The sequence below is a fragment of the Rhodopila globiformis genome (assembly GCF_002937115.1).
GTDB lineage: Bacteria > Pseudomonadota > Alphaproteobacteria > Acetobacterales > Acetobacteraceae > Rhodopila > Rhodopila globiformis.
Genome location: NZ_NHRY01000236.1, coordinates 1 through 19,677 on the forward strand (window position 1 = coordinate 1; position 19,677 = coordinate 19,677).

18 protein-coding genes and 1 tRNA gene are annotated in these 19,677 nt (G+C 68.7%); 13 read left to right on the forward strand and 6 right to left on the reverse strand.

What is annotated here, in order from left to right:
- Nucleotides 1-264: 264 nt before the first annotated feature.
- The 4 genes from pgmG to CCS01_RS23245 form a co-directional block, all read right to left on the reverse strand.
- Nucleotides 265-1,674 carry a phosphoglucomutase/phosphomannomutase PgmG gene (pgmG, locus tag CCS01_RS23230; protein WP_104521147.1) on the reverse strand — a complete coding sequence of 470 codons (1,410 nt, stop codon included), beginning with the start codon at nucleotides 1,672-1,674 and terminating at the stop codon, nucleotides 265-267.
- 17 nt (nucleotides 1,675-1,691) lie between these two features.
- Complete coding sequence (galU, locus tag CCS01_RS23235; RefSeq protein WP_193540162.1) at nucleotides 1,692-2,594, reverse strand: UTP--glucose-1-phosphate uridylyltransferase GalU; 903 nt, start codon at nucleotides 2,592-2,594, stop codon at nucleotides 1,692-1,694.
- Nucleotides 2,595-2,700: 106 nt separating this feature from the next.
- Nucleotides 2,701-3,153 carry a DnaJ domain-containing protein gene (locus tag CCS01_RS23240; protein WP_104521149.1) on the reverse strand — a complete coding sequence of 151 codons (453 nt, stop codon included), beginning with the start codon at nucleotides 3,151-3,153 and terminating at the stop codon, nucleotides 2,701-2,703.
- Between the two features lie 2 nt (nucleotides 3,154-3,155).
- Nucleotides 3,156-5,438: an NADP-dependent malic enzyme gene (locus tag CCS01_RS23245; protein WP_104521150.1), complete on the reverse strand. Its 2,283-nt coding sequence runs from the start codon at nucleotides 5,436-5,438 to the stop codon at nucleotides 3,156-3,158.
- A gap of 235 nt (nucleotides 5,439-5,673) precedes the next feature.
- Between CCS01_RS23245 and cobA the strand changes: the two genes are divergently transcribed.
- From cobA to CCS01_RS23265, 4 genes are all read left to right on the forward strand, one after another.
- Nucleotides 5,674-6,519 (forward strand): uroporphyrinogen-III C-methyltransferase, encoded by an 846-nt coding sequence (gene cobA, locus CCS01_RS23250; RefSeq protein WP_104521151.1) that lies wholly within the window; start codon nucleotides 5,674-5,676, stop codon nucleotides 6,517-6,519.
- A gap of 10 nt (nucleotides 6,520-6,529) precedes the next feature.
- Complete coding sequence (locus CCS01_RS23255) at nucleotides 6,530-8,275, forward strand: diflavin oxidoreductase (RefSeq protein ID WP_104521152.1); 1,746 nt, start codon at nucleotides 6,530-6,532, stop codon at nucleotides 8,273-8,275.
- A 363-nt stretch (nucleotides 8,276-8,638) separates the two neighbouring features.
- Entirely contained in the window at nucleotides 8,639-10,339 is a 1,701-nt protein-coding gene (locus tag CCS01_RS23260) for an NADPH-dependent assimilatory sulfite reductase hemoprotein subunit (RefSeq protein ID WP_104521153.1), read from the forward strand.
- A 51-nt stretch (nucleotides 10,340-10,390) separates the two neighbouring features.
- The gene (locus CCS01_RS23265) at nucleotides 10,391-10,654 is read left to right on the forward strand and encodes a hypothetical protein (RefSeq protein ID WP_104521154.1); all 264 of its coding nucleotides are present in this window, start codon (nucleotides 10,391-10,393) and stop codon (nucleotides 10,652-10,654) included.
- A 62-nt stretch (nucleotides 10,655-10,716) separates the two neighbouring features.
- Here the strand turns inward: CCS01_RS23265 and CCS01_RS33925 are convergent, their stop codons facing one another.
- Entirely contained in the window at nucleotides 10,717-10,932 is a 216-nt protein-coding gene (locus CCS01_RS33925; protein WP_158258559.1) for a hypothetical protein, read from the reverse strand.
- On the opposite strand from CCS01_RS33925, the gene CCS01_RS23270 reads away from it, so the two are divergent.
- From CCS01_RS23270 to CCS01_RS33930, 4 genes are all read left to right on the forward strand, one after another.
- The gene (locus tag CCS01_RS23270) at nucleotides 10,915-11,601 is read left to right on the forward strand and encodes an N-acetylmuramoyl-L-alanine amidase family protein (RefSeq protein WP_158258560.1); all 687 of its coding nucleotides are present in this window, start codon (nucleotides 10,915-10,917) and stop codon (nucleotides 11,599-11,601) included. The genes CCS01_RS33925 and CCS01_RS23270 overlap by 18 nt on opposite strands.
- Nucleotides 11,602-11,607: 6 nt before the next feature.
- Complete coding sequence (locus tag CCS01_RS23275) at nucleotides 11,608-12,144, forward strand: SH3 domain-containing protein (RefSeq protein ID WP_104521156.1); 537 nt, start codon at nucleotides 11,608-11,610, stop codon at nucleotides 12,142-12,144.
- 200 nt (nucleotides 12,145-12,344) lie between these two features.
- Nucleotides 12,345-12,785 (forward strand): hypothetical protein, encoded by a 441-nt coding sequence (locus CCS01_RS23280; RefSeq protein WP_104521157.1) that lies wholly within the window; start codon nucleotides 12,345-12,347, stop codon nucleotides 12,783-12,785.
- Nucleotides 12,786-12,842: 57 nt separating this feature from the next.
- The gene (locus tag CCS01_RS33930) at nucleotides 12,843-13,019 is read left to right on the forward strand and encodes a hypothetical protein (protein WP_158258561.1); all 177 of its coding nucleotides are present in this window, start codon (nucleotides 12,843-12,845) and stop codon (nucleotides 13,017-13,019) included.
- Between the two features lie 135 nt (nucleotides 13,020-13,154).
- Here CCS01_RS33930 and CCS01_RS23285 read toward each other — a convergent pair.
- Nucleotides 13,155-13,240, reverse strand: a tRNA-Leu gene (locus CCS01_RS23285).
- Between the two features lie 32 nt (nucleotides 13,241-13,272).
- Here CCS01_RS23285 and lipB point away from each other — a divergent pair.
- The 5 genes from lipB to CCS01_RS23310 all read left to right on the forward strand — a co-directional run bounded on the left by lipB (nucleotide 13,273) and on the right by CCS01_RS23310 (nucleotide 19,660).
- Nucleotides 13,273-13,986 (forward strand): lipoyl(octanoyl) transferase LipB, encoded by a 714-nt coding sequence (lipB, locus tag CCS01_RS23290; RefSeq protein WP_408887505.1) that lies wholly within the window; start codon nucleotides 13,273-13,275, stop codon nucleotides 13,984-13,986.
- A gap of 100 nt (nucleotides 13,987-14,086) precedes the next feature.
- The gene (locus tag CCS01_RS23295; protein ID WP_204848410.1) at nucleotides 14,087-14,431 is read left to right on the forward strand and encodes a hypothetical protein; all 345 of its coding nucleotides are present in this window, start codon (nucleotides 14,087-14,089) and stop codon (nucleotides 14,429-14,431) included.
- Between the two features lie 94 nt (nucleotides 14,432-14,525).
- Nucleotides 14,526-17,360, forward strand: a complete 2,835-nt coding sequence (locus CCS01_RS23300; RefSeq protein WP_239992363.1) for an ATP-dependent DNA helicase — start codon at nucleotides 14,526-14,528, stop codon at nucleotides 17,358-17,360.
- A 43-nt stretch (nucleotides 17,361-17,403) separates the two neighbouring features.
- Complete coding sequence (locus tag CCS01_RS23305) at nucleotides 17,404-17,835, forward strand: tellurite resistance TerB family protein (protein WP_104521159.1); 432 nt, start codon at nucleotides 17,404-17,406, stop codon at nucleotides 17,833-17,835.
- Nucleotides 17,836-18,292: 457 nt separating this feature from the next.
- Nucleotides 18,293-19,660 (forward strand): ATP-binding protein, encoded by a 1,368-nt coding sequence (locus tag CCS01_RS23310; RefSeq protein WP_104521160.1) that lies wholly within the window; start codon nucleotides 18,293-18,295, stop codon nucleotides 19,658-19,660.
- Nucleotides 19,661-19,677 lie beyond the last annotated feature (17 nt).

Sequence of the window (19,677 nt, forward strand, 5' to 3'; positions counted from 1 at the left end):
GGCTGAGAGATCCTGGCCGGTGATCGCTACGGTCATCGCTGTCTCCCTGTCTTGGAGACGCCTGCGAATCACGGACCGCCGCGTCGCTCCAAGTCACAGACGAGTCAACGGTCGGGGCCGTTGGTATTATTCGTCCATGCGGCTGACCGCCGTCGTCGTGGCCGTTGCTCTATTGTCATGGCCGGACGTGTCCCGGCCATGACGATAGAGCAACGGCCATGACGGTGAAGGCGCGCCGCCGCGATGCGTAGGGTCCCCGGCGCCTCAGTGCCCCGCGTTGCTGCCGGAGAAATCCGGCGTCGCCAGCCCCGACGCCGTCAACTGCTGCGTCAGCGCCGCCTTCAGCCGCTCCAGCCCCGCCCCGGTCGTCGCCTCGCACCGTGCCACCAGCACCGCCTGGGTGTTCGACGCCCGCAGCAGCCACCAGCCATCCGGGGTCTGCACCCGCACGCCGTCGGTTGACGAGACCTTCGCCCCCTCGGCTGCCAGGCGCGCCGCGACTTCCTCGATCACCGCGAACTTGCGGCGGTCGTCGCAATCGAAGCGCACCTCCGGCGTGTTGATCACATGCGGCAGCGCCTGGCGCACCTCCGACAGCGGCGTGTTCATCCGCGCGACGATGCCCAGCGTCCGCACCGCCGCGTACAGCGCGTCGTCGAAGCCGTACCAGTGATCGGCGAAGAATATGTGGCCGGACATCTCGCCAGCCAGCGGGCTGCCGGTCTCGGCCATCTTCGCCTTGATCAGCGAGTGGCCGGTCTTCCACATCAGCGGCGCGCCGCCGGCCTTGAGCACCTCGTCGAACAGCACCTGGCTGGCCTTGACGTCGGCGATGACGGTCGCGCCCGGGTGCGACTTCAGCACGTCCCGCGCCAGGATCACCAGAAGCTGGTCGCCGAACAGGATCTCCCCGGTGTTGTCCACCAGGCCGATGCGGTCCGCGTCGCCGTCGAAGGCGATGCCGATGTCTGCCTTCCGCCGGCGCACCTGGGCGATCAGGTCCGCCAGGTTGGCCGGCACGGTCGGATCGGGATGGTGCGCGGGGAAACGGCCGTCGATCGTGCCGTTCAGCACGACATGCTCCCCGGGCAGCGAGGCGACGAGCTTCTTCAGCACCTCCCCGGCCGCGCCGTTGCCGTTGTCCCACACGACTTTCAGCATCCGGTCGCCGCCGTCCCAGTCCGACAGCAGCCGCGAGACGTAGTCGTCCACGATGGCGACGCTCTGCTCGGACCCCTCGGCCTCCGGCACCACGTCCCCGGTTTCCGCCAGCTGGCCGATCTGCTGGATCTGCTCGCCGAAGAACGGCTTGCGGCCGATCATCATCTTGAAGCCGTTGTAGTCGGGCGGGTTGTGGCTGCCGGTGACCATCACCGCGCCATCGGTCTCCAGCGTCGTTGCCGCGTAGTACAGCATCGGCGTCGGGCCGCGGCCGATGCGCAGGGCCTCCATGCCGCTGGCCCGCAGCCCCTCGACCAGCGCCGCCTCCAGCTCCGGGCTGGTCAGCCGCCCGTCATAGCCGGCAGCGACCCGGCTGCCGCCGGCGCGGGAGACGATCGAGCCGAAGGCGCGGCCGATGGCGAAGGCATCCGCAGCATGCAGGGTGCGCCCGACGATGCCGCGGATGTCGTATTCCCGCAGAACGGTCGGGTCGAAGTGGTGGGAAAAAGCCATCGGCCGCGCGCTCCTGTTCAGACGTATTTCTTCAGAAACGCATGCACCGCGTCGGCCATGTCGGGCCGCTTCAGGGCGAATGCGATCTGCGCTTCGAGGAATCCGACCTTGTCGCCGCAGTCGAACCGCGTGCCCTGGTAGCGCAGGCCGTGGAACGGCTGCTCGCCGATGAGGCGGGCCATGCCGTCGGTCAGCTGCACTTCGTTGCCGGCGCCGCGTTCCATCTTCCCGAGGTACTTGATCACCTCCGGCATCAGGATGTAGCGGCCGATGATCGACAGGTTGGACGGCGCATCCTTGGGGGCGGGCTTTTCCACCAGGCCGGTGACCTCGACCAGGCGGCCGTCGTCCTTGCCCACTTTCAGGATGCCGTAGCGGAAGGTCTGCTCGCGCGGCACTTCCGTTACCGCCACGATGTTGCCGCCGGTCTCGTAGTACGCCTCGGCCAGCTGCAGCAGGCAGGGCTTGTCCGCCAGCACGAGGTCGTCCGGCAGCAGGATCGCGAACGGATCATCGCCGATGAACGCGCGGGCGCACCAGATCGCATGCCCCAGGCCCAGCGGCACCTGCTGGCGCACCGTGGTGATCGATCCCGGCTCGCTTTGTGTGGCGCGGAGCGCCTCCAGCGCTTCCGTCTTGTCACGTTCCCGCAGGGTGGCTTCCAGCTCGTAGGCGACGTCGAAATGCTCGACCAGCGCGGTCTTGCCGCGGCCGGTGATCATACAGAACTGTTCGATCCCGGCGGCGCGAGCCTCCTCCACCGCATACTGAATCAATGGCTTGTCAACGACCGGCAGCATCTCCTTGGCAGTCGCCTTGGTGGCGGGAAGGAAGCGCGTCCCCAGACCGGCCACGGGGAGAACGGCCTTGCGCAGTTTCTTGATCACGCATCGACTCCGATATGAAGTGCCTCGAAACATCATGCTCTACGGGCGGAAATGTGGCGAAGCGCACGAGGATTCTCTGGCACAAACCGACGATAGCATTACACGAAAGCGCGACAGACAGGCAGGCCTGCGTTAGGCGTTACCGAAGCAAAATATCGCGTGCCTCATTGACCCGGCTGGCGAGCCAATCCGACCCGCCGGCGTCCGGGTGCGCGCTGCGCATCAGCCGCCGGTGCGCCGCGCGGATGTCCGCCTTCGAGGCACCGGGGCTGAGGCCCAGGACCTGATAGGCCTCCTCCCGCGTCATCGTGCCACCCCGCCGGTTCGGCGGCGGCCGCGCGGTGGAGGCGCTCGGCCGCCGAAGTCGCGCCTCCTGCCATTTCCGCCAGATCAGCGGGCCGAACATCACCAGCGCCCCCAGCGCCATGCCGCCGCGGCCGGTCAGGACCAGCAGCAAGGCCAGGCTCAGCCCGCCCAGGGCCACCACCCAGGTCAGCAGTGATTTGATCGAGGTGACCGAGGCCTGCTCGAACGCCCGCATTCCGCCCAGCAGCAGGAACAGCACCAGGGCGCCGAGGAGCAGCCACAGCATCGTCAGGCCCGCGCGCCGCCCAGGCCCTGGGCTTCCACCACCGCCAGGGCACTGAGGTTGAGGATGCCGCGCGCCGTCACGCTCGGTACCAGCACATGGATCGGCTTCGACATGCCCAGCAGGACCGGGCCGATGGGCAGGCCGTCGGCTGCCGCCTTCAGCAGGTTGAAGGCGATGTTGGCGGCGTCGAGGTTCGGCATGATCAGCAGGTTGGCGGTGCCGGTCAGGCGCGAGTCGGGCACGGCGCGGTCACGGATCGCCTGCACCAGGGCGGCGTCGGCATGCATCTCGCCATCCACCTCCAGCCCCGGGGCGCGGGCGCGGATCATTGACAGCGCCTGCCGCATCTTGCGCGCCGAGTCGCTGTCGCTGGCGCCGAAGCTGGAATGCGACACCAGTGCCGCCTTCGGCGCGATGCCGAAGCCGCGCACCGCTTCCGCTGCCAGCAGGGTCATCTCGGTAATCTGCTCCGCCGTCGGCTCGATCACCATGTAAGTGTCGCACAAGAACAGCACGCCTGTCGGCAGGATAACGCAGGATAGTGCGTACACCCGGTTCACATCCGGCCGGCGCGGGATGATTGGCAATATATACTGGATCTGCCGCCACCAGGCGCCGGTGCCGCCGCAGATCGCCGCATCCGCCTGGCCGTCATGCAGCAGCATCGCCGCGGCAACCGAAGGCCGCGTCGCCACCCGCCGCGCCGCCGGCTCGGGCGGGGTGCCGCGGCGTCCGGCCAGGCGCTGGTATTCCGGCACCAGCGGATCGAACACTTCACGGTCCGTGGCTGGATCCAGCACCCGGACCGAGCGGCCGAGGTCGAGGCGCAGCCCCATCTCCTTCACCTTGGCCGCGATCGCTTCGTGCCGCCCGAGCAGGATTGGCTGGGCGATGCCGTCGTCCACCAAGGTCTGGGCCGCGCGCAGCACGCGTTCGTCCTCGCCCTCCGCGAACACCAGGCGCTTCGGATCGCGCGCCGCGCGTTCGAACACCGGCCGCATCAGGTAGCCGGTGCGGAACACGAACCGTTCCAGGTCCTTCTGATAGGCATGGAAATCGCCGATCGGCCGACGCGCGACGCCGCTGTCCATGGCCGCCTTGGCGACGGCCGGGGCGATCTCCAGGATCAGCCGCGGGTCGAACGGCTTGGGGATGATGTAGTCCGGGCCGAACACCGGCGCGGCGCCGCCATAGGCCGCGGCGACGACCTCGCTGGCCTCGACCCGGGCGAGCTTGGCGATGGCCTCGACCGCGGCGATCTTCATCGCCTCGTTGATCGTCGTGGCCCCGACGTCCAGCGCGCCGCGGAAGATGAACGGGAAGCACAGGACGTTGTTGACCTGGTTGGCATAGTCGGTGCGGCCGGTGGCGATGATGGCGTCGGGCCGCAGCGACGTGACGAGGTCCGGGTCGATCTCCGGCTCGGGGTTCGCCAGCGCCAGGATCAGCGGATGGTCGGCCAGCAGCGGCAGCCATTCCGGCTTCAGCACACGCGGCGCCGACAGCCCCATGAAGATGTCGGTGCCCGGCAGCGCGTCCTGCAGCGTGGTGGCGTTGGTGTCGCGCGCATAGCGGGCCATGTTCGGCAGCATGTCCGGGCGGTCGGCGCGGATCACGCCCTTGATGTCGGTCAGGGTGACGTTCTCCGGCCGCAGCCCCATCGACACCAGCAGATCGACGCAGGCCAGAGCGGCGGCGCCGGCGCCCGAGGTCACCAGCCTGACGTCCGCCAGGTCCTTGCCTTGCAGCAGCAGCCCGTTGCGCACCGCGGCCGCAACCGTAATGGCGGTGCCGTGCTGGTCGTCGTGGAATACCGGGATGCGCATGCGCTTGCGCAGTTCCGCCTCGATGGCGAAGCATTCAGGGGCCTTGATGTCCTCCAGGTTGATCGCGCCGAAGGTCGGCTCCAGCGCCGCCACGACGTTGCAGAACAGCGCCGGGTCGGAGGCGTCGACCTCGATGTCGAACACGTCGATGCCGGCGAATTTCTTGAACAGGACGGCCTTGCCCTCCATCACCGGCTTCCCGGCCAGGGCGCCGATGTTGCCCAGGCCCAGCACGGCGGTGCCGTTGGAGATCACGCCGACGAGGTTGCCGCGCGCGGTGTAGTCATAGGCGGCGTCGGCATCGGCCTTGATCGCATCGCACGCGGCGGCGACGCCCGGGGAGTAGGCCAGGGCCAGGTCGCGCTGAGTCGCCATGCGCTTGGTCGGCTCGATGGCGAGTTTCCCGGGCCGGGGCAGCCGATGATAGTCCAGCGCGGCCTTGCGGAAATCGTCGTCCATACTTTGCCTCAGATCGGTCGGTTGGAAGGGGCGCACCATGCGAGCAGGCGGGGGCGCTGGCAACAACGGGATGGATTTTGTCCGCTGCCGCAGGCGGAGAAAAACGACACCCCTCTATGGACGACGTAAGGGAAAGTTATACTAAATTCAATCGCTCATCTTGCGGTTTTTGGAAAAATATCCTCTTTACCCCTGAGTTCCGCCGTCCCCGCGCGTTTCAGGGTGCAACGTTCCAATGGATTTTCCCGGCCTCGTTGGCCCTCGTTTTGATCCAGGTTCCGTCTGGCTGGTGGGCGCAGGGCCGGGTGATCCGGGCCTGCTGACCCTGCACGCGGCCTATGCGCTGGGCCAGGCGGATGTCGTCGTGCACGACGCGCTGGTTTCCGAGGCGATTCTCTCCCTGGCGCCACAGGCGCGGCTGGAGTTGGCCGGCAAGCGGGCAGGCGGCATCCGCACCCAGCAGCTTGGCATCAACAATCAGCTGATCCGGCTCGCCCGGCAGGGGCAACGGGTGGTCCGGCTGAAGGGCGGCGATCCGCTGGTGTTCGGCCGCGGCGGCGAGGAAGCCCTGGCGCTGGCCGCCGCCGGCATCCCGTTCCGCATCGTCCCGGGCATCAGCGCCGGTATCGGCGCGACCGCCGCCTGTTCCATCCCGCTGACCCACCGCAACCTGGCCCGCAGCGTCGCCTTCGCCACCGGCCACGATTCCAGCGGGGACCTGGCGGCCGTGGACTGGCACGCCCTGTCGCGCGGGTCCGAGGTCCTCGTCTTCTACATGGCGCAACGCCGCATCGGCCAGATCGCCGCCCGCCTGATCGAGGCCGGGCGCGCGCCGGACGAACCGGTCGCGCTGATCAGCAATGCCACGCGTCCCGACCAGGATGTGCGGATTGCGACGCTGGCGACCGCGGCCGAGGCCGTGCGCGCCGTCCCGCCCGGCGCCGCGACCCTGATCCTGGTCGGCTCCGTCATCGCGCTGCGTCCGCTGCTGGCGGCATGGCAGCAGACCGAGCCGATGACCGTCGAAGCAAGCAACGCCAAAGCCTCGGGCGCCACGCCACCGGCTCGCATCCACGCCTGAAGGAAGACCCATGCAGACCGCCCCCTTGCTGCCCAGCACCGCTCCGTTCGCCGAGGAACACATCGCGGCGCTGAACCGCGTCATCTCGGTCAGCACGGCCGAGCAGCGCGCCTGGCTGTCGGGCTACCTCGCCGGCCTGCAGGCCGCATCCGGCACGCACGCCGCCACGCCGGCCGCGCCGCCGGCGAAGCGCGCGCCGCTGACCATCCTGTTCGCCACCGAGTCGGGCAACGCCGAGGCGCTGGCCAACCAGGCGCGGAAGGTGGCGGCAAAGCTGGGGTTCGCCGCCAAGGTCGTTGACATGGCCGACTTCACTCCGGCGCAGGCCGCGGCAAGCGAGAACCTGCTGGTGGTTGCCTCCACCTGGGGCGAGGGCGACCCGCCGCAGCGCGCGGTGGATTTCTACGAAGCCCTGATGGCCGACGACGCGCCGCGGTTCGAGAAGACCCGCTACGCCGTGCTCGCCCTGGGCGACCGCGCCTATGCCCAGTTCTGCGAAATCGGCCGCCGCATCGATGAGCGCCTGGCCGCTCTGGGCGGCGCGCGCATCACCGACCGGATCGACTGCGACGTCGATTTCGAGACTCCGGCCAACGGCTGGATCGACGCGACCCTGCAGCGGCTGAATGCCGAGGTCGGCGCCAAGGACGCCGGCGCCTCGGTCATCCATGTCGATTTCGCCCGCCCGGGCGCCGATGCGCCGACACGCGCGCGTCCGTTCGAGGCGGAGATCACCGAACATGCGCGCCTGAGCGGCAGCCGCTCGAGTTCGGATACCCACCATGTCGCGGTGTCGCTGGAGGGTTCCGGCATCCTGTATGAGCCGGGCGACGCGCTGGGCGTGGTGCCGTCGAACGATCCGGCGCTGGCCGATGCGGTGCTGAATGCAGCAGGACTGGCCGGCGACGAGGCGCTGCGCAACGCGCTGGTCAACCGCCTGGACATCACCACGCTGACCCAGAAGCAGGTCGAGGACTTCGCCCGCGAGACCGGCACGCCGGTGCCGCCGGCCGAGTGGGCCGCCGGGCGGCAGGTCATCGATCTGCTGGAAACCGCGCCGGGCAAGCTGTCGGCCGAGCAACTGACGGCGCTGCTGCGTCCTTTGCCGCCGCGCTACTACTCGATCGCCTCCAGCCGCAAGGCGGTGGGCGAGGAGGCGCACCTGCTGGTCGCCGCGGTGCGCTACGCGGCGCACGGGCGGCCGCGGCAGGGCGTGGCGTCGGTCGATATCACCGCGCGGCACCGTGCGGGCGACAAGCTGAAGGTGTTCCTGCGCGCCAACCCGCATTTCCGCCTGCCGGCGGACAACGACCGCCCGATCATCATGGTCGGCCCTGGTACCGGCCTGGCGCCGTTCCGTGGGTTCCTGCAGGAGCGCGAGGCGGTGGGCGCCGGCGGGCGCAACTGGCTGGTGTTCGGGCATCGGAACTATACGCATGACTTCCTGTATCAGCTCGAATTGCAGGACTGGCTGAAGAGCAGGCTGCTGACCCGGCTGGACGTCGCGTTCTCCCGCGATCAGCCGGAGAAGCGGTACGTGCAGGACTCGTTGTGGGATGCGCGGGCGGATGTGTACCGCTGGCTGAAGGACGGCGCGGCGCTCTACGTCTGTGGTGACGCCAATGCGATGGCGAAGGACGTGCATGCCGCGCTGCTGCGCATCCTGGCCGATCAGGGCCGTCAGGATGAGGCTGCGGCGAAGGCGGAACTGGACGCAATCCGCCGCGACGGCCGCTACCTGCGCGATGTTTACTGAGAGCAAGGTGGTGCGCGCCGTACTCTCTCCGTCATGGCCGGGCGTGTCCCCATGGGCGCTGACTTTAGGCGGCCGGGCGGCACGGCCGTTGCCACCCCGTCATGGCCCGGCTTGTCCGGGCCACCTATTCCACCATCTGTGCCGCGACAGGTGGCCCGGACAAGCCGGGCCATGACGAGGGAGCAACGTGCCCCGCTATGTTAGCGCCCATGGGGACACGCCCGGCCATGACGGAGAGGCAACGGGCCTGGCCCCACGAGAGGCAATGGGCCTGGCCCCACCCGGACACGGGCAGGTCACACTGAAGTCCCATGCCTTCCCCGCCTCCATTGCAACCGCTGACCAGCCCAAGGGCACCAGACCATGGACATCGAACGGCCGCTTTCGGCCAATGAAGGCCTCAAGGAACGCAGCAACTTCCTGCGTGGCACCATCGCCAACGGCCTCACCCGCGTCGAGAGCGGCGCGCTGGCGGATGACGACACCCAACTGACGAAGTTCCACGGCTTCTACCAGCAGGACGACCGCGACCTGCGCGCCGAGCGCGGCAAGCAGCGGATGGAAAAGGCATTCAGCTTCATGGTGCGGATGCGGGTGCCGGCCGGCATTCTGACTCCGCGCCAATGGCTGAAGGTGGAAAAGCTGGCGCTGGAGCGCGGCAACGGCACCATCCGCCTGACGACCCGCGAAACCGTGCAGTTCCACGGTGTGCTGAAGGGCAACCTGCAGCCGCTGATGCAGGGCCTGCACGAGGACCTGCTCGACACCATCGCCGCCTGCGGCGACGTCAACCGCAACGTCATCGCCACCGTCGCGCCGTGGGAGCGGGCGCATCACGCCACCATCGCCACGCTCGCCCGCGACCTCTCGCAGCACCTGCTGCCGAAGACCCGAGCCTGGCACGAGATCTGGATCGGCGAAGAAAAGATCTCAGGCGGGGTCGTGGAGGACGAGCCGATCCTGGGGCGGACCTATCTGCCGCGGAAGTTCAAGATCGCGATCGCCCTGCCGCCATACAATGATATTGACGTCTTCGCGCACGACCTGGGGTTCATCGCGATCGTGCAGCGCGGCCGCATCGTCGGCTACAACGTGGTTGCCGGCGGCGGCATGGGCATGACCCATGGCGAGTCGGAAACCTATCCGCGTGCCGGCACCGTCATCGGCTTCTGCAAGCCGCAGGACGTGATCGACACCGCGGAGAAGATCGTCACCGTGCAGCGCGACCACGGCGACCGCTCCAACCGCAAGCACGCCCGGCTGAAATACACCATCGACGACATGGGGCTGGAGCGGTTCGTCGCGCTGGTGAATGAGCGCCTGGCGGTGAAGCTGGCGCCGGCGCGGCCGTTCGCGTTCGCCTCCACCGGCGACCGCACGGGCTGGACGCAGGAAGCCGACGGCACCAGCCACTTCACCCTGTTCGTCGAGAACGGCCGCATTCGCGGCACGATGCTGGAAGGGCTGCACGCGATCGCGGCGCTGGACACCGGCCGCTTCATCATGACGCCGAACCAGAACCTGGTGATCGCCGACATCCCCCCGGCGCAGCGGCCGCAGGTCGAGGCGCTGCTGGCGGCGTATGGTCTGGAAAAGCCGCTAAGCGGGCTGCGCCGCAATGCCATGGCCTGCGTCGCGCTGCCGACATGCGGCCTCGCCTTGGCCGAGAGCGAGCGCTATCTGCCCGACCTGATTACCCGCCTGGAAACCGAACTGGAGCGTTTCGGCCTGTCGCAGGACGACATCACCATCCGCATGACCGGCTGCCCGAACGGCTGCGCCCGCCCCTATCTGTCGGAGATCGCCCTGGTCGGCCGCACGCCCGGCCTCTACAACCTGTATCTCGGCGGCGCCCACGAGGGCATCCGGCTGAACAAACTGCACCGCCGCGACGTCGATGGCGACGCGATCGTCGCCGCCCTGTCGCCGCTGTTCGGGTCGTATGCCACGGAGCGGAGGCCGGGCGAGCACTTCGGCGACTACGTGATCCGCGCCGGCATCGTCGCCGAAACCACCGCCGGCCTGGACTTCCACGCCAACCTCTCTCATGAAGCAGGGGCCTGAGCCATGCGCGCTGTCCGTTCCTTGTCGGGTATTCCCGGAGTTTCCGCCGAGGTGCCCTGGTTGCCGGGCCTGCCGCATGTCGCGGCGGCGCTGGCGACGTATTTCGTCTTCGGCGGCCAGGCCTGCGTGGCGGGCCTGCTGCTGGCGACGCTGGCCAGCTTTGTCATCTATCTGCCGGTGACAGCGCTGGCACTGAACGGCGGCCGGCCGATTGCCGCGGATGCGCCCGCACCGGCGTTGACGCTGCGGGCGCAGGTGGCGCTGCTGGTGCTGTGGACGCTGACAGCCTGGGGCGGCGCCGCGCTGGCCGGGTGAAAAGTTTGGTATGACCGTCATGCCACGACCGGACTCGTGATGGAATCCATTGCTAAAAGACATTAATCGAGTTTAAGCAAGCTGCTATAGCTCTTTCTGAAGCTCACGTGGTAGTTGCGGTCATGTTCAGCCGCCGCCACGTGCTGTGTGGCGCCGCTGTGTCCGCCGGTCTGTTCCTTGCCCGGCAAAGACCGGCGGCAGCCCGTCCCGCGCATCGCCCGCAGCATCCGGCGAAGCGACAGGATCGGCGTCCCCTGATCGTGATCGATCCCGGCCATGGCGGCAAGGACCCGGGCTGCATCAGCCCCTACGGCACGCAGGAGAAGCACGTGGCCCTGGCCGCCGGGCTGGAACTGCGCCGGCAGTTGCGCGCAGCCGGGCGCTACCGTGTCGCCATGACCCGCGACACCGACATTTTCATCCCACTGGACGGGCGGGTCGAGCACGCCCGGCGGTTGGGTGCCGCGCTGTTCGTCTCGCTGCACGCCAACGCCTCGCCCGATCCGGCGGCACACGGCACCTGCGTCTATCGCTTCGCCTGGCGCGCCTCGGACGCGCGCGCCGCATCCATCGCGCACTGGGAGAACAGCGCCGAACGCTATGCGAATCCGGTGTTGCGCGGGGTGTCGCGGCAGGTGATGCATATCCTCGCGCTGCTGATGCGGCGCGAGACGCAGATACATTCGTCCCGGTTTCAGCGCGATGTGGTGCAGGGGCTGGCGCGGCAGGTGACGATGCAGCCGCATCCGGCGCCGTATGCCCGGTTTGCCGTGCTCAGTGCCCCCGATATCGCCGGCGTGCTGATCGAGATGGGTTTCCTGACCAACCGCCGCGAGGAAACCCTGCTGCGCAGCCCGGCGCAACGGCAGGTCCTGGCAAGGGCGGTGCGGCAGGCCGTGGATGCGTATTTCGCGGCAGTTCCCTATCCGAAGCAGCAGCGAGGCTGACACGTCATGCGCTGGGTTGCCACCATCCTTTGTCTGCTGGCCGGCCTGATCCTGCCGCACGGCGCGGCACTGGCCGTCAACAGCGGTAACGCGCTGCCCACGCGGAACCGCGGCATCATAACCGGATTGCCGCTGCCGCGGTTCGTGTCCCTGCGCTCGAGCGTCGTCAACGTGCGGCGCGGGCCCGGGCAGCGCTACCCGATCGACTGGGTCTATCATCGCCGCGGGCTGCCGGTGCAGATCATCTGGGAATTCGAAACCTGGCGCCAAGTCCGCATGCGGGACGGCACCACCGGCTGGATCCATCAGGCGCTGCTGTCGGGACAGCGAAGCTTCGTCGTTTCGGCCCCTGAAGCGGTATTGCGGGACCAGCCGAACCCGGGCGGGCAGGTCGTTGCCCGCCTGCGTCAGGGGGTTATCGGCCGGCTGCGCCGCTGCCGCGCGGCCTCGGCCTGGTGCCAGGTGGCGACCCATGGGTTCAGCGGCTTTGTGCGCCGGGCTGCGATCTGGGGAAGCTTTCCGGGCGAGGCCGTCGGCGGATAGGCCGCTGTACGGCGTGGCGTTGGGCGTTGCCGTTCCTGCGTGACGGGCCAACGCGCTGTCGGGATCACGCAGGCCAGAAGCCACGGCCTGAACGCGCTTCAGCTCCGAAATATGGCCACACACCTGCCTGTGGCTTAACCGTTCATTTACGTCTCGCCGGTATCACGGCAACCGGTTTTCGGAACGTCTGGGCAGGTTGGATGAAGGATGACCAGGAGACGGTGAGCATCAAGCGCCAGCAGCGGCGGATGCAGCTCGTCGGGTTCATCGTGGCGGCCATTCCGATTGGCTGTCAGCTTCTGATGCTGATGGCCCTCCGCACTGCGCCGGATGGGGCGTTTCCGGTGGCGGACCGGACCTTCACCGACGCTCGCTTCTGGCCGATACAGATCGTGCTGCTGTGTGTCGGCGTTGCCGGCAGCGCGATCAAGCTGATGTGGAACACAGGTCGCGCCCAGAGAACCGCGCTTGTCTATCTGCTGACCCTGATTCTGGTCTTCTTCATCGAATCGTTGATGTTCTCGGTAACGCTTCTGGCTGCGACCATCGGTTGGAAGTGGCTCGGGGCGATGACCGTAATCGGGTTACTGAACCTTGGGTTGGCGTATGCGCTTGAAATGGAATTGGCTGTGAAGAATTGAATTCACCCCTTGTTTGCCCAAGCTTACAATACGCCAAGAATCGTCAGGATGTTGCCGATGGTTTCTGAGTGGACGTTATACCTGATATTCGGAGCCTTCGTCTGTGCGGTGATCATCCTCGCCGCCCGGTTGTTGGTTCACACGCAGCAGCGTCTGGCATCGGTGAACGAAAAAGACTGGCTGATTGATGCCTTGGTCTGGATCAACCGCCACACCTCACGCCGGCCGCGCTAGCGCCTGTCCGCTGCAAGGCAAGGCGACAGTCAACCCTACCGCTGGCCTCGTCGCCCAGGGAGGATGTTGGGGCCGGGTCGCTACCGTCACCCAAAGAAGGGCACCACCTGACCCGCCCCCGAAACCGGGCGGGTTTGGTGCGGTCGAGAAGACTCGAACTTCCACGGGGTTACCCCCACAAGCACCTCAAGCTTGCGCGTCTACCATTCCGCCACGACCGCACCGTGATCAGGTAGGCGGGGCCGTATAGCGGATGTATGAAACGGGTTCAATGACCTCATTTGCACTCGAATGGCGTATCGACGACGCCCTGACCGATTATCCCGATGCCCTCGCCACCATGCAGGCGCGGATCGCCGCCATCCGTGACGGCACCGCGCCGGAACTGGTCTGGCTGGTCGAGCACCCGCCGCTGTACACCGCCGGCACCTCGGCCAGGCCGGAGGAACTGACCGACCCGGCCCGTTTCCCCGCCTACAAGGCCGGCCGCGGCGGGCAATGGACCTACCACGGCCCCGGGCAGCGCACCGCCTACGTCATGCTCGACCTGCACCGAAGGCATGGCCGCGTCCCGCCGATGGACATCCATTGCTACGTCAACGGGCTGGAGGAGTGGCTGATCCGCGCCCTCGACCGCTTCAACGTCAAGGGCGAGCGGCGGCAGGGCCGGGTCGGCATCTGGGTGGTGGACCCCGCCACGGGCCGCGAGTCGAAGATCGCCGCCGTTGGCGTGCGCGTCAGCCGCTGGGTCAGCTGGCACGGAGTCGCGCTGAACGTGGAGCCCAACCTGACCCATTTCGGCGGCATCGTCCCCTGCGGCCTGCCGCAGTACGGCGTCACCAGCCTGGCCGCCCTCGGCATCCCCGCCACGCTGCACGACGCTGATGTCGCGTTGCGCGCGGCGTGGGAGGAAGTGTTCGAAAGCAACGCTCCTCCGTCGGTATGCGCTCTGGCGGACAAGGCTTGATATCGCCGGCCGATCAAGTTGTGGTAAGATAGGGTAATAACAACCGACCAAGTCATGGACGATGAGTCACCAACGCAACGGCGTAGCAGGGATCTGAGCCATGAGCGACGTCCCGACCGACTGGCGCGATCGGCTTGACATTCGCGCCGAGATCGCCCGCATCGATCGTGATCGCGCGGAAACCGCCAAGCTGTCGGAGGAAGCGCGCAAATTTGCCGCCGAACAGGCCAAGTTCAGTGCTGAACAGGCTAAACTCAGCGCTGAACAGATCAAATTCGCCACCGAACAAGCCAAGCTCAGCGCTGAACAGATCAAGCTCAGCGCCGAGGCACGTAAGCTCGACCGCGACCGCTGGCTCGCCCCTGCGCTGGCCATTGCCGGGTTGCTGGGCGGGATTGCCACCGTGCTGCTGACCATCGCCCGCGCACTCAAATGGGTGCCGTAGGCCATGGCGTTATTGGTCGCCGCGGCGGTACCATCACGATGCCCCTGCCGCCCCCCGCGATGACAGCAGGCAGATTCCCGGCTAAACATCTGATGTGAGTCCCACCATCCTGCTGCCAGACTCCCCGTCCGTGGTCGCGGGTCACGGCCGCGCCGCCATCCTGACCCCGGATGGCGAACTCCTGTTGCTGCCCACGGAAGCGGCGGCCGAGCGGCTCCGCACCATGCCGCCGCCGATCCTGGTGCACGCGCCCGCCACTTTCCGCCGGCTCGGCATGCGAGCCGGCCGCGCCTTCGACCTGCTGGAACTGTTCGCCTTCGTCCGCCCCGCCGAAACCGCCGCGCCGACGCCGCGCGGCCTCGCTCTGGCGCTGGACGACGACCATCCGCCGACTGGCCTGGAGGCCGAGGTGGCGCACCTGCCCGACCTCGCCGCCGCGCTGCTGCACCAGTTGGTCCAGGGCCGCGACACGCTGCTGAACCGTGATGCCGCCGTGCTGGCGGCGCGGATGCAGCAAGTCGGCTGGGAATGGGGCGGCTACGTCACCCACGCCCTCGGCCGCCCCGATGCCGCCGGCTCCAACGAGCCGCTGAAGGTCTGGAAGGTCCTGCCGGAGTGGGAAGACGCCGCGCCACAGCCGCCGTCCGCCTCGCACCCGGTCTCGCAGGCCGAGGCCCGCGCCCGGCTGGCGACGATGCTCGGCCCGGCAGCCGAGCAGCGTCCCGGCCAGGGGGACTACGCCGGCGCCGCCACCGCCGCCTTCGCTCCGCGGGAGGTGCGCGGCGATCCGCATTTTGTCCTCGCCGAGGCCGGCACCGGCACCGGCAAGACGCTCGGCTATCTCGCCCCCGCCAGCGTCTGGGCGGAGAAGAACAAGGGCGCCGTCTGGATCAGCACCTACACCCGCCACCTGCAACGCCAGATCGACAGCGAGCTGCAGCGCCTGATCCCCGACCCGACCGAGCGTCGCCGCCGCGTCGTCGTCCGCAAGGGGCGGGAAAACTACCTCTGCCTGCTGAACCTGGAGGACTCGGTCAATATCGCGTCCGGCGGCTTCATGAACCAGCAGGTCGTGCCGCTCGGCCTGATCGCCCGCTGGGCGATGGCGAGCGACGACGGCGACATCCAGGGCGGCGACCTGCCCGGCTGGCTGCCGGAACTGTTCGGCGGCGGCCTGATCGCCACCCTGGCGGACCGCCGCGGCGAATGCATCTTCGGCGCCTGCCCGCATTTCCGCCGCTGCTTCGTCGAGCACACCATCCGCCGCTCGCGCACCGCCGAGCTGGTGGTGGCGAACCACGCGCTGGTGATGACCCAGGCGGCCTGGGGCGGGCTGGACGACAACGCCGTACCCACCCGCTATGTCTTCGATGAGGGCCACCACGTCTTCGACGCCGCCGACTCGGCCTTCTCCGCCGCTCTGTCCGGCGCGGAAACCGCCGAGCTCCGCCGCTGGCTGCGTGGCGCCGAGGGCGGCCGTTCCCGCTCCCGCGGCCTGTCCCGCCGTCTCGAAGAAATCGTGGCCGATCGGCCGGCGCTGGAAGCACCGTTGGAGGCGGCGTTGCAGGCGGCGAGCGCTTTGCCACCGTCGGACTGGGCCAGCCGGATGCACGACGAGGGGCCGGAACTGGACGAAATCGAACCCGCCCGGGCCAATCCGTCCGAGGCCTTCCTGCGGCTGATCCGCCGGCAGATCCTGGCCCGCACCAGCGGCGCCGAGGCCGGGCGCGGCGGCGGCTTCGGCACCCTGGAATGCGACGTCTTCCCCATCAACCCCGACACCGCCCAGGCCGCCGATCGGCTGGCCCGGGCGCTGGCGCGGATCGCGGAGCCGCTGGAGACGCTGCGCGTGCGGCTGCTCGCCCGGCTGACCGACGAGGCGGAGAAGCTCGACGAAACCACTCGCAACCGCATCGAGGCGATCTGCCGCTCCCTGACCCGCCGCGCGCTGACACCGCTGACCGCCTGGACCGCGATGCTGAAGGAATTGCTCGCGCCGCATGACGAGCCTGGCCAGCGGCCCAGCACCATCCTGTTCCTGCGCCTCGACCGCCGGGATGCGTTCCGCGACGTCGAGGTCGGCCTGCACCGCCACTGGTTGGACCCGACGATTCCCTTCGTCACCACGCTGGCGTCCCCGGCGCATGGCCTGCTGGTCACCTCGGCGACGCTGCGCGACTCGGGCAGCCAGGACCCGGAGATCGCCTGGGGGGCGGCCGAGGCGCGGGTCGGCGCGCCGCATCTGCCGTCTCCGGCGATCCGCGCGGCGGTGGCCTCGCCGTTCGACTATTCCGAGCAGACCCGGGCGTTCATCGTCACCAACGTGACGCCGGGCAACCTGGACCAGCTTGCCGCGGCCTATCGCGCGCTGTTCCTGGCGGCGGGCGGCGGCGGGCTGGGCCTGTTCACCGCCATCAGCCGGCTGCGCGCCGTCCACGCCAGGATCGCGCCGGAGCTGGAGCAGGCCGGCATCCCGCTGTTTGCCCAGCATGTTGACGCCATGGGCAACGCCACCCTGGTCGACATTTTCCGCACCGAGGAGGAAAGCTGCCTGCTCGGCACCGACGCCATGCGCGACGGCGTCGACGTGCCCGGCAACGCCCTGCGGCTGGTGGTGTTCGAGCGTACTCCCTGGCCGCGCCCCGACATCCTGCATCGCGAGCGGCGCATCCACCTGTCGGACGGCAACCCCAAGGCCTATGACGACCGCGTCGTCCGCCTGCGGCTGCGCCAGGCGTTCGGCCGGCTGATCCGCCGCAGCACCGACCGCGGGGTGTTCGTGCTGCTCGACCGCCAGGCGCCCAGCCGGCTGATGTCGGCCTTTCCGGCTGGAGTCACGGTGCGCCGCCTCGGCTTGGCGGAGGCGGTGGCAGAAACCGCCGCCTTCCTACAAACTCGTGCATTCCATTCGCCGCGCACATCTGCTTGAAGGCTGTCCCTTCGAAGCCGTTGAACAGAACTGGAACAAATTCATGCGTAACCGCGACGCCCTGACCCCCGCGGAGGCCCTGGTCCTGACCATGGTGCTGGTCGCCGCTGCCGACGGCGGCATGTCCGATCGGGAGATCGGCGTTATGTCCGGCCTGGTGCAAACCCTGCCGGCGTTCCAGGACTTCACCAGTGAAAGCCTGGCCGACGTCACCGACCGCGCGGTGCGATTGCTGCTCGACGACGACGGCCTGGCGATCGCCGGCCGGCTGATCCGCTCCGCCCTGACCGCCAAGCTGCGGGAGACCGCCTACGCCCTGGCCTGCGAGGTCGTCGCCGGCGGCCGCGGCACCCGCCGCGAAGCGCTGGACATGCTGGAATTCGTGCGCGGCGAACTGGGGCTGGACCCGCTGATCGCCGCGGCCATCGAGCGTGGCGTGCGCGCCCGCTATCAGCGCGTCGATCCGGCCGGCTGACGGGGAAGGCCCGGCGGCACGGCCCGTGGCCCACACCGTCATGGCCCGGCTCGTCCGCATACGCGCTAACTTAGCGCGGCGTGAGGAGTCGTTCCCATATCGTAATGGTGGGCAGAGGCCCACCATCCACGCCTTCTGCCGATAGCAGCACCGCAAGGCGTGGATAGCGGCCCTGTGGCCGCCATGACGACGGGGCGGTGTTCCGGCGCCCGGCCGCCTAAGTTAGCGCCTATGCGCCTCGTCCGGGCCACCTGTCGCGGCACACGTGCTTGAATAGGTGGCCCGGACGAGCCAGGCCATGACGGTGTGGGGGAGCCCGGCCATGACGAAAGGCACCAGACTGGCCGCCGGATCAAATCCCGTCCGGCTTGTTTCGGTCCGCGAAAATAGAGCATAGAACGAAACGGCAGCATCGCACCCGCAACATGACCCCGGTGATCGCCTTGGCCTCGACAGCATGAGACTCTCCGGCATCGCCTTCTTCCTGGCAGGCATCCCATCCCTGACGCTGGCCGGGCTGGCCTTCACCGGTCATGCGGATTTCTGGCCCGCCCTGCTCGGCCTCGCGCTCGGCATCGTCGCCGCCGCGGCTTTCGTCCTGATCTTCCGCCAGGATCTCGATCGCCTGGCCGAGACGGTCCGCCGCATGTCCCCCGACCAGCCGGCTTCGGTGCAGGCCGCCGACAGCGTGACGCTGATGGATTCGCTCGCCCTGGAAATCGAGCGGCTGTCGCGCCGCCTCGCCGCCTTCGCCGGCATGCTGGAGCAGTACCGGCGCATCGACAGCCTGATCCTGGAACGCCTGCCCGACCCGGTGATCGTCCTGGCGCAGGACCGCACCGTCCGCCGCGCCAACGCCGCCGCTCGGACGGCGTTCGGCGAAGACCTCGCCGCGGTGCTGCGCCATCCCGGCCTGCGCGGCGCAATCGACCGCGCCCTGGCCGGCACTGCCGCCGAAGCCACCGAGATCGGCCTGCGCGTGCCGATGCCGCGCGACGTCTACGCTACCGTCGTGCCGATGGACCCGCCCCTGGCCGACGGCGGACAGGCGCTGGTGGTGCTGTCGGACCGTACCCGTGAGCGCGCCGTCGAACGTATGCGCGCCGACTTCGTCGCCAACGTCAGCCACGAGCTCCGCACCCCCCTCGCCTCGCTCATCGGCTTCGTCGAGACCCTGCGCGGCCCGGCGGCGGACGATCCGCCGGCGCAGCAGCGCTTCCTGGAGATCATGGCCGAGCAGGGCGCGCGGATGAACCGGCTGATCGACGACCTGCTCAGCCTGTCGCGGATCGAGCTGACCGAGCACCAGACCCCAGCCGAACCCCTCGAGCTCGCTCCCCTGGTCTCCCACATGGTGGCGTCGTTCGAGCCCCGGCTGACCGAGCGCAACATCCAGCTGGCGCTGCAGATCGACCCCGACCTGCCGGCGGTGGCCGGCGACGCCGACCAGATGGCGCAGGTGCTGGAGAACCTGCTGGACAACGCCGTCAAGTACGGCCGGGACGGCGGCGTCCTGTCAGTCAGCGTGACCGCGCCGCAAAGCGACCGCTGGCCGGTCAGGCGCGGAGTCGTCATTGCCGTGGCCGACCAGGGCGCGGGCATCCCGCGTGAGCACCTGCCGCGCCTTACCGAACGGTTCTATCGCGTGGACAAGGGCCGCTCCCGCGCCGTCGGCGGCACCGGCCTGGGGCTCGCCATCGTCAAGCATATCGTCAACCGCCATCGTGGACAGTTGATCATCGAGAGCGAAATGGGCCAGGGCACCACCGTCAGCGTCTGGCTGCCGGCGCAGCAGGTCCGCTCGCGCCTGACGAACACAGTCTGACGGGACGAGTCGATTTA

What these genes read in the sequence shown, in the direction of transcription:
- cobA (WP_104521151.1), top strand. Translation starts at nt 5,674, where the DNA reads ATGGATTTTCCCGGCCTCGTTGGCCCTCGTTTTGATCCAGGTTCCGTC.
- CCS01_RS33925 (WP_158258559.1), bottom strand. Translation starts at nt 10,932, where the DNA reads ATGGCCGGGATCGATCACGATCAGGGGACGCCGATCCTGTCGCTTCGC.
- CCS01_RS33930 (WP_158258561.1), top strand. Translation starts at nt 12,843, where the DNA reads ATGGTTTCTGAGTGGACGTTATACCTGATATTCGGAGCCTTCGTCTGT.
- CCS01_RS23280 (WP_104521157.1), top strand. Translation starts at nt 12,345, where the DNA reads ATGAAGGATGACCAGGAGACGGTGAGCATCAAGCGCCAGCAGCGGCGG.
- CCS01_RS23260 (WP_104521153.1), top strand. Translation starts at nt 8,639, where the DNA reads ATGGACATCGAACGGCCGCTTTCGGCCAATGAAGGCCTCAAGGAACGC.
- CCS01_RS23245 (WP_104521150.1), bottom strand. Translation starts at nt 5,438, where the DNA reads ATGGACGACGATTTCCGCAAGGCCGCGCTGGACTATCATCGGCTGCCC.
- pgmG (WP_104521147.1), bottom strand. Translation starts at nt 1,674, where the DNA reads ATGGCTTTTTCCCACCACTTCGACCCGACCGTTCTGCGGGAATACGAC.
- CCS01_RS23275 (WP_104521156.1), top strand. Translation starts at nt 11,608, where the DNA reads ATGCGCTGGGTTGCCACCATCCTTTGTCTGCTGGCCGGCCTGATCCTG.
- CCS01_RS23305 (WP_104521159.1), top strand. Translation starts at nt 17,404, where the DNA reads ATGCGTAACCGCGACGCCCTGACCCCCGCGGAGGCCCTGGTCCTGACC.
- galU (WP_193540162.1), bottom strand. Translation starts at nt 2,594, where the DNA reads ATGTTTCGAGGCACTTCATATCGGAGTCGATGCGTGATCAAGAAACTG.
- CCS01_RS23240 (WP_104521149.1), bottom strand. Translation starts at nt 3,153, where the DNA reads ATGCTGTGGCTGCTCCTCGGCGCCCTGGTGCTGTTCCTGCTGCTGGGC.
- CCS01_RS23310 (WP_104521160.1), top strand. Translation starts at nt 18,293, where the DNA reads ATGAGACTCTCCGGCATCGCCTTCTTCCTGGCAGGCATCCCATCCCTG.
- CCS01_RS23295 (WP_204848410.1), top strand. Translation starts at nt 14,087, where the DNA reads ATGAGCGACGTCCCGACCGACTGGCGCGATCGGCTTGACATTCGCGCC.
- CCS01_RS23255 (WP_104521152.1), top strand. Translation starts at nt 6,530, where the DNA reads ATGCAGACCGCCCCCTTGCTGCCCAGCACCGCTCCGTTCGCCGAGGAA.
- lipB (WP_408887505.1), top strand. Translation starts at nt 13,273, where the DNA reads ATGTATGAAACGGGTTCAATGACCTCATTTGCACTCGAATGGCGTATC.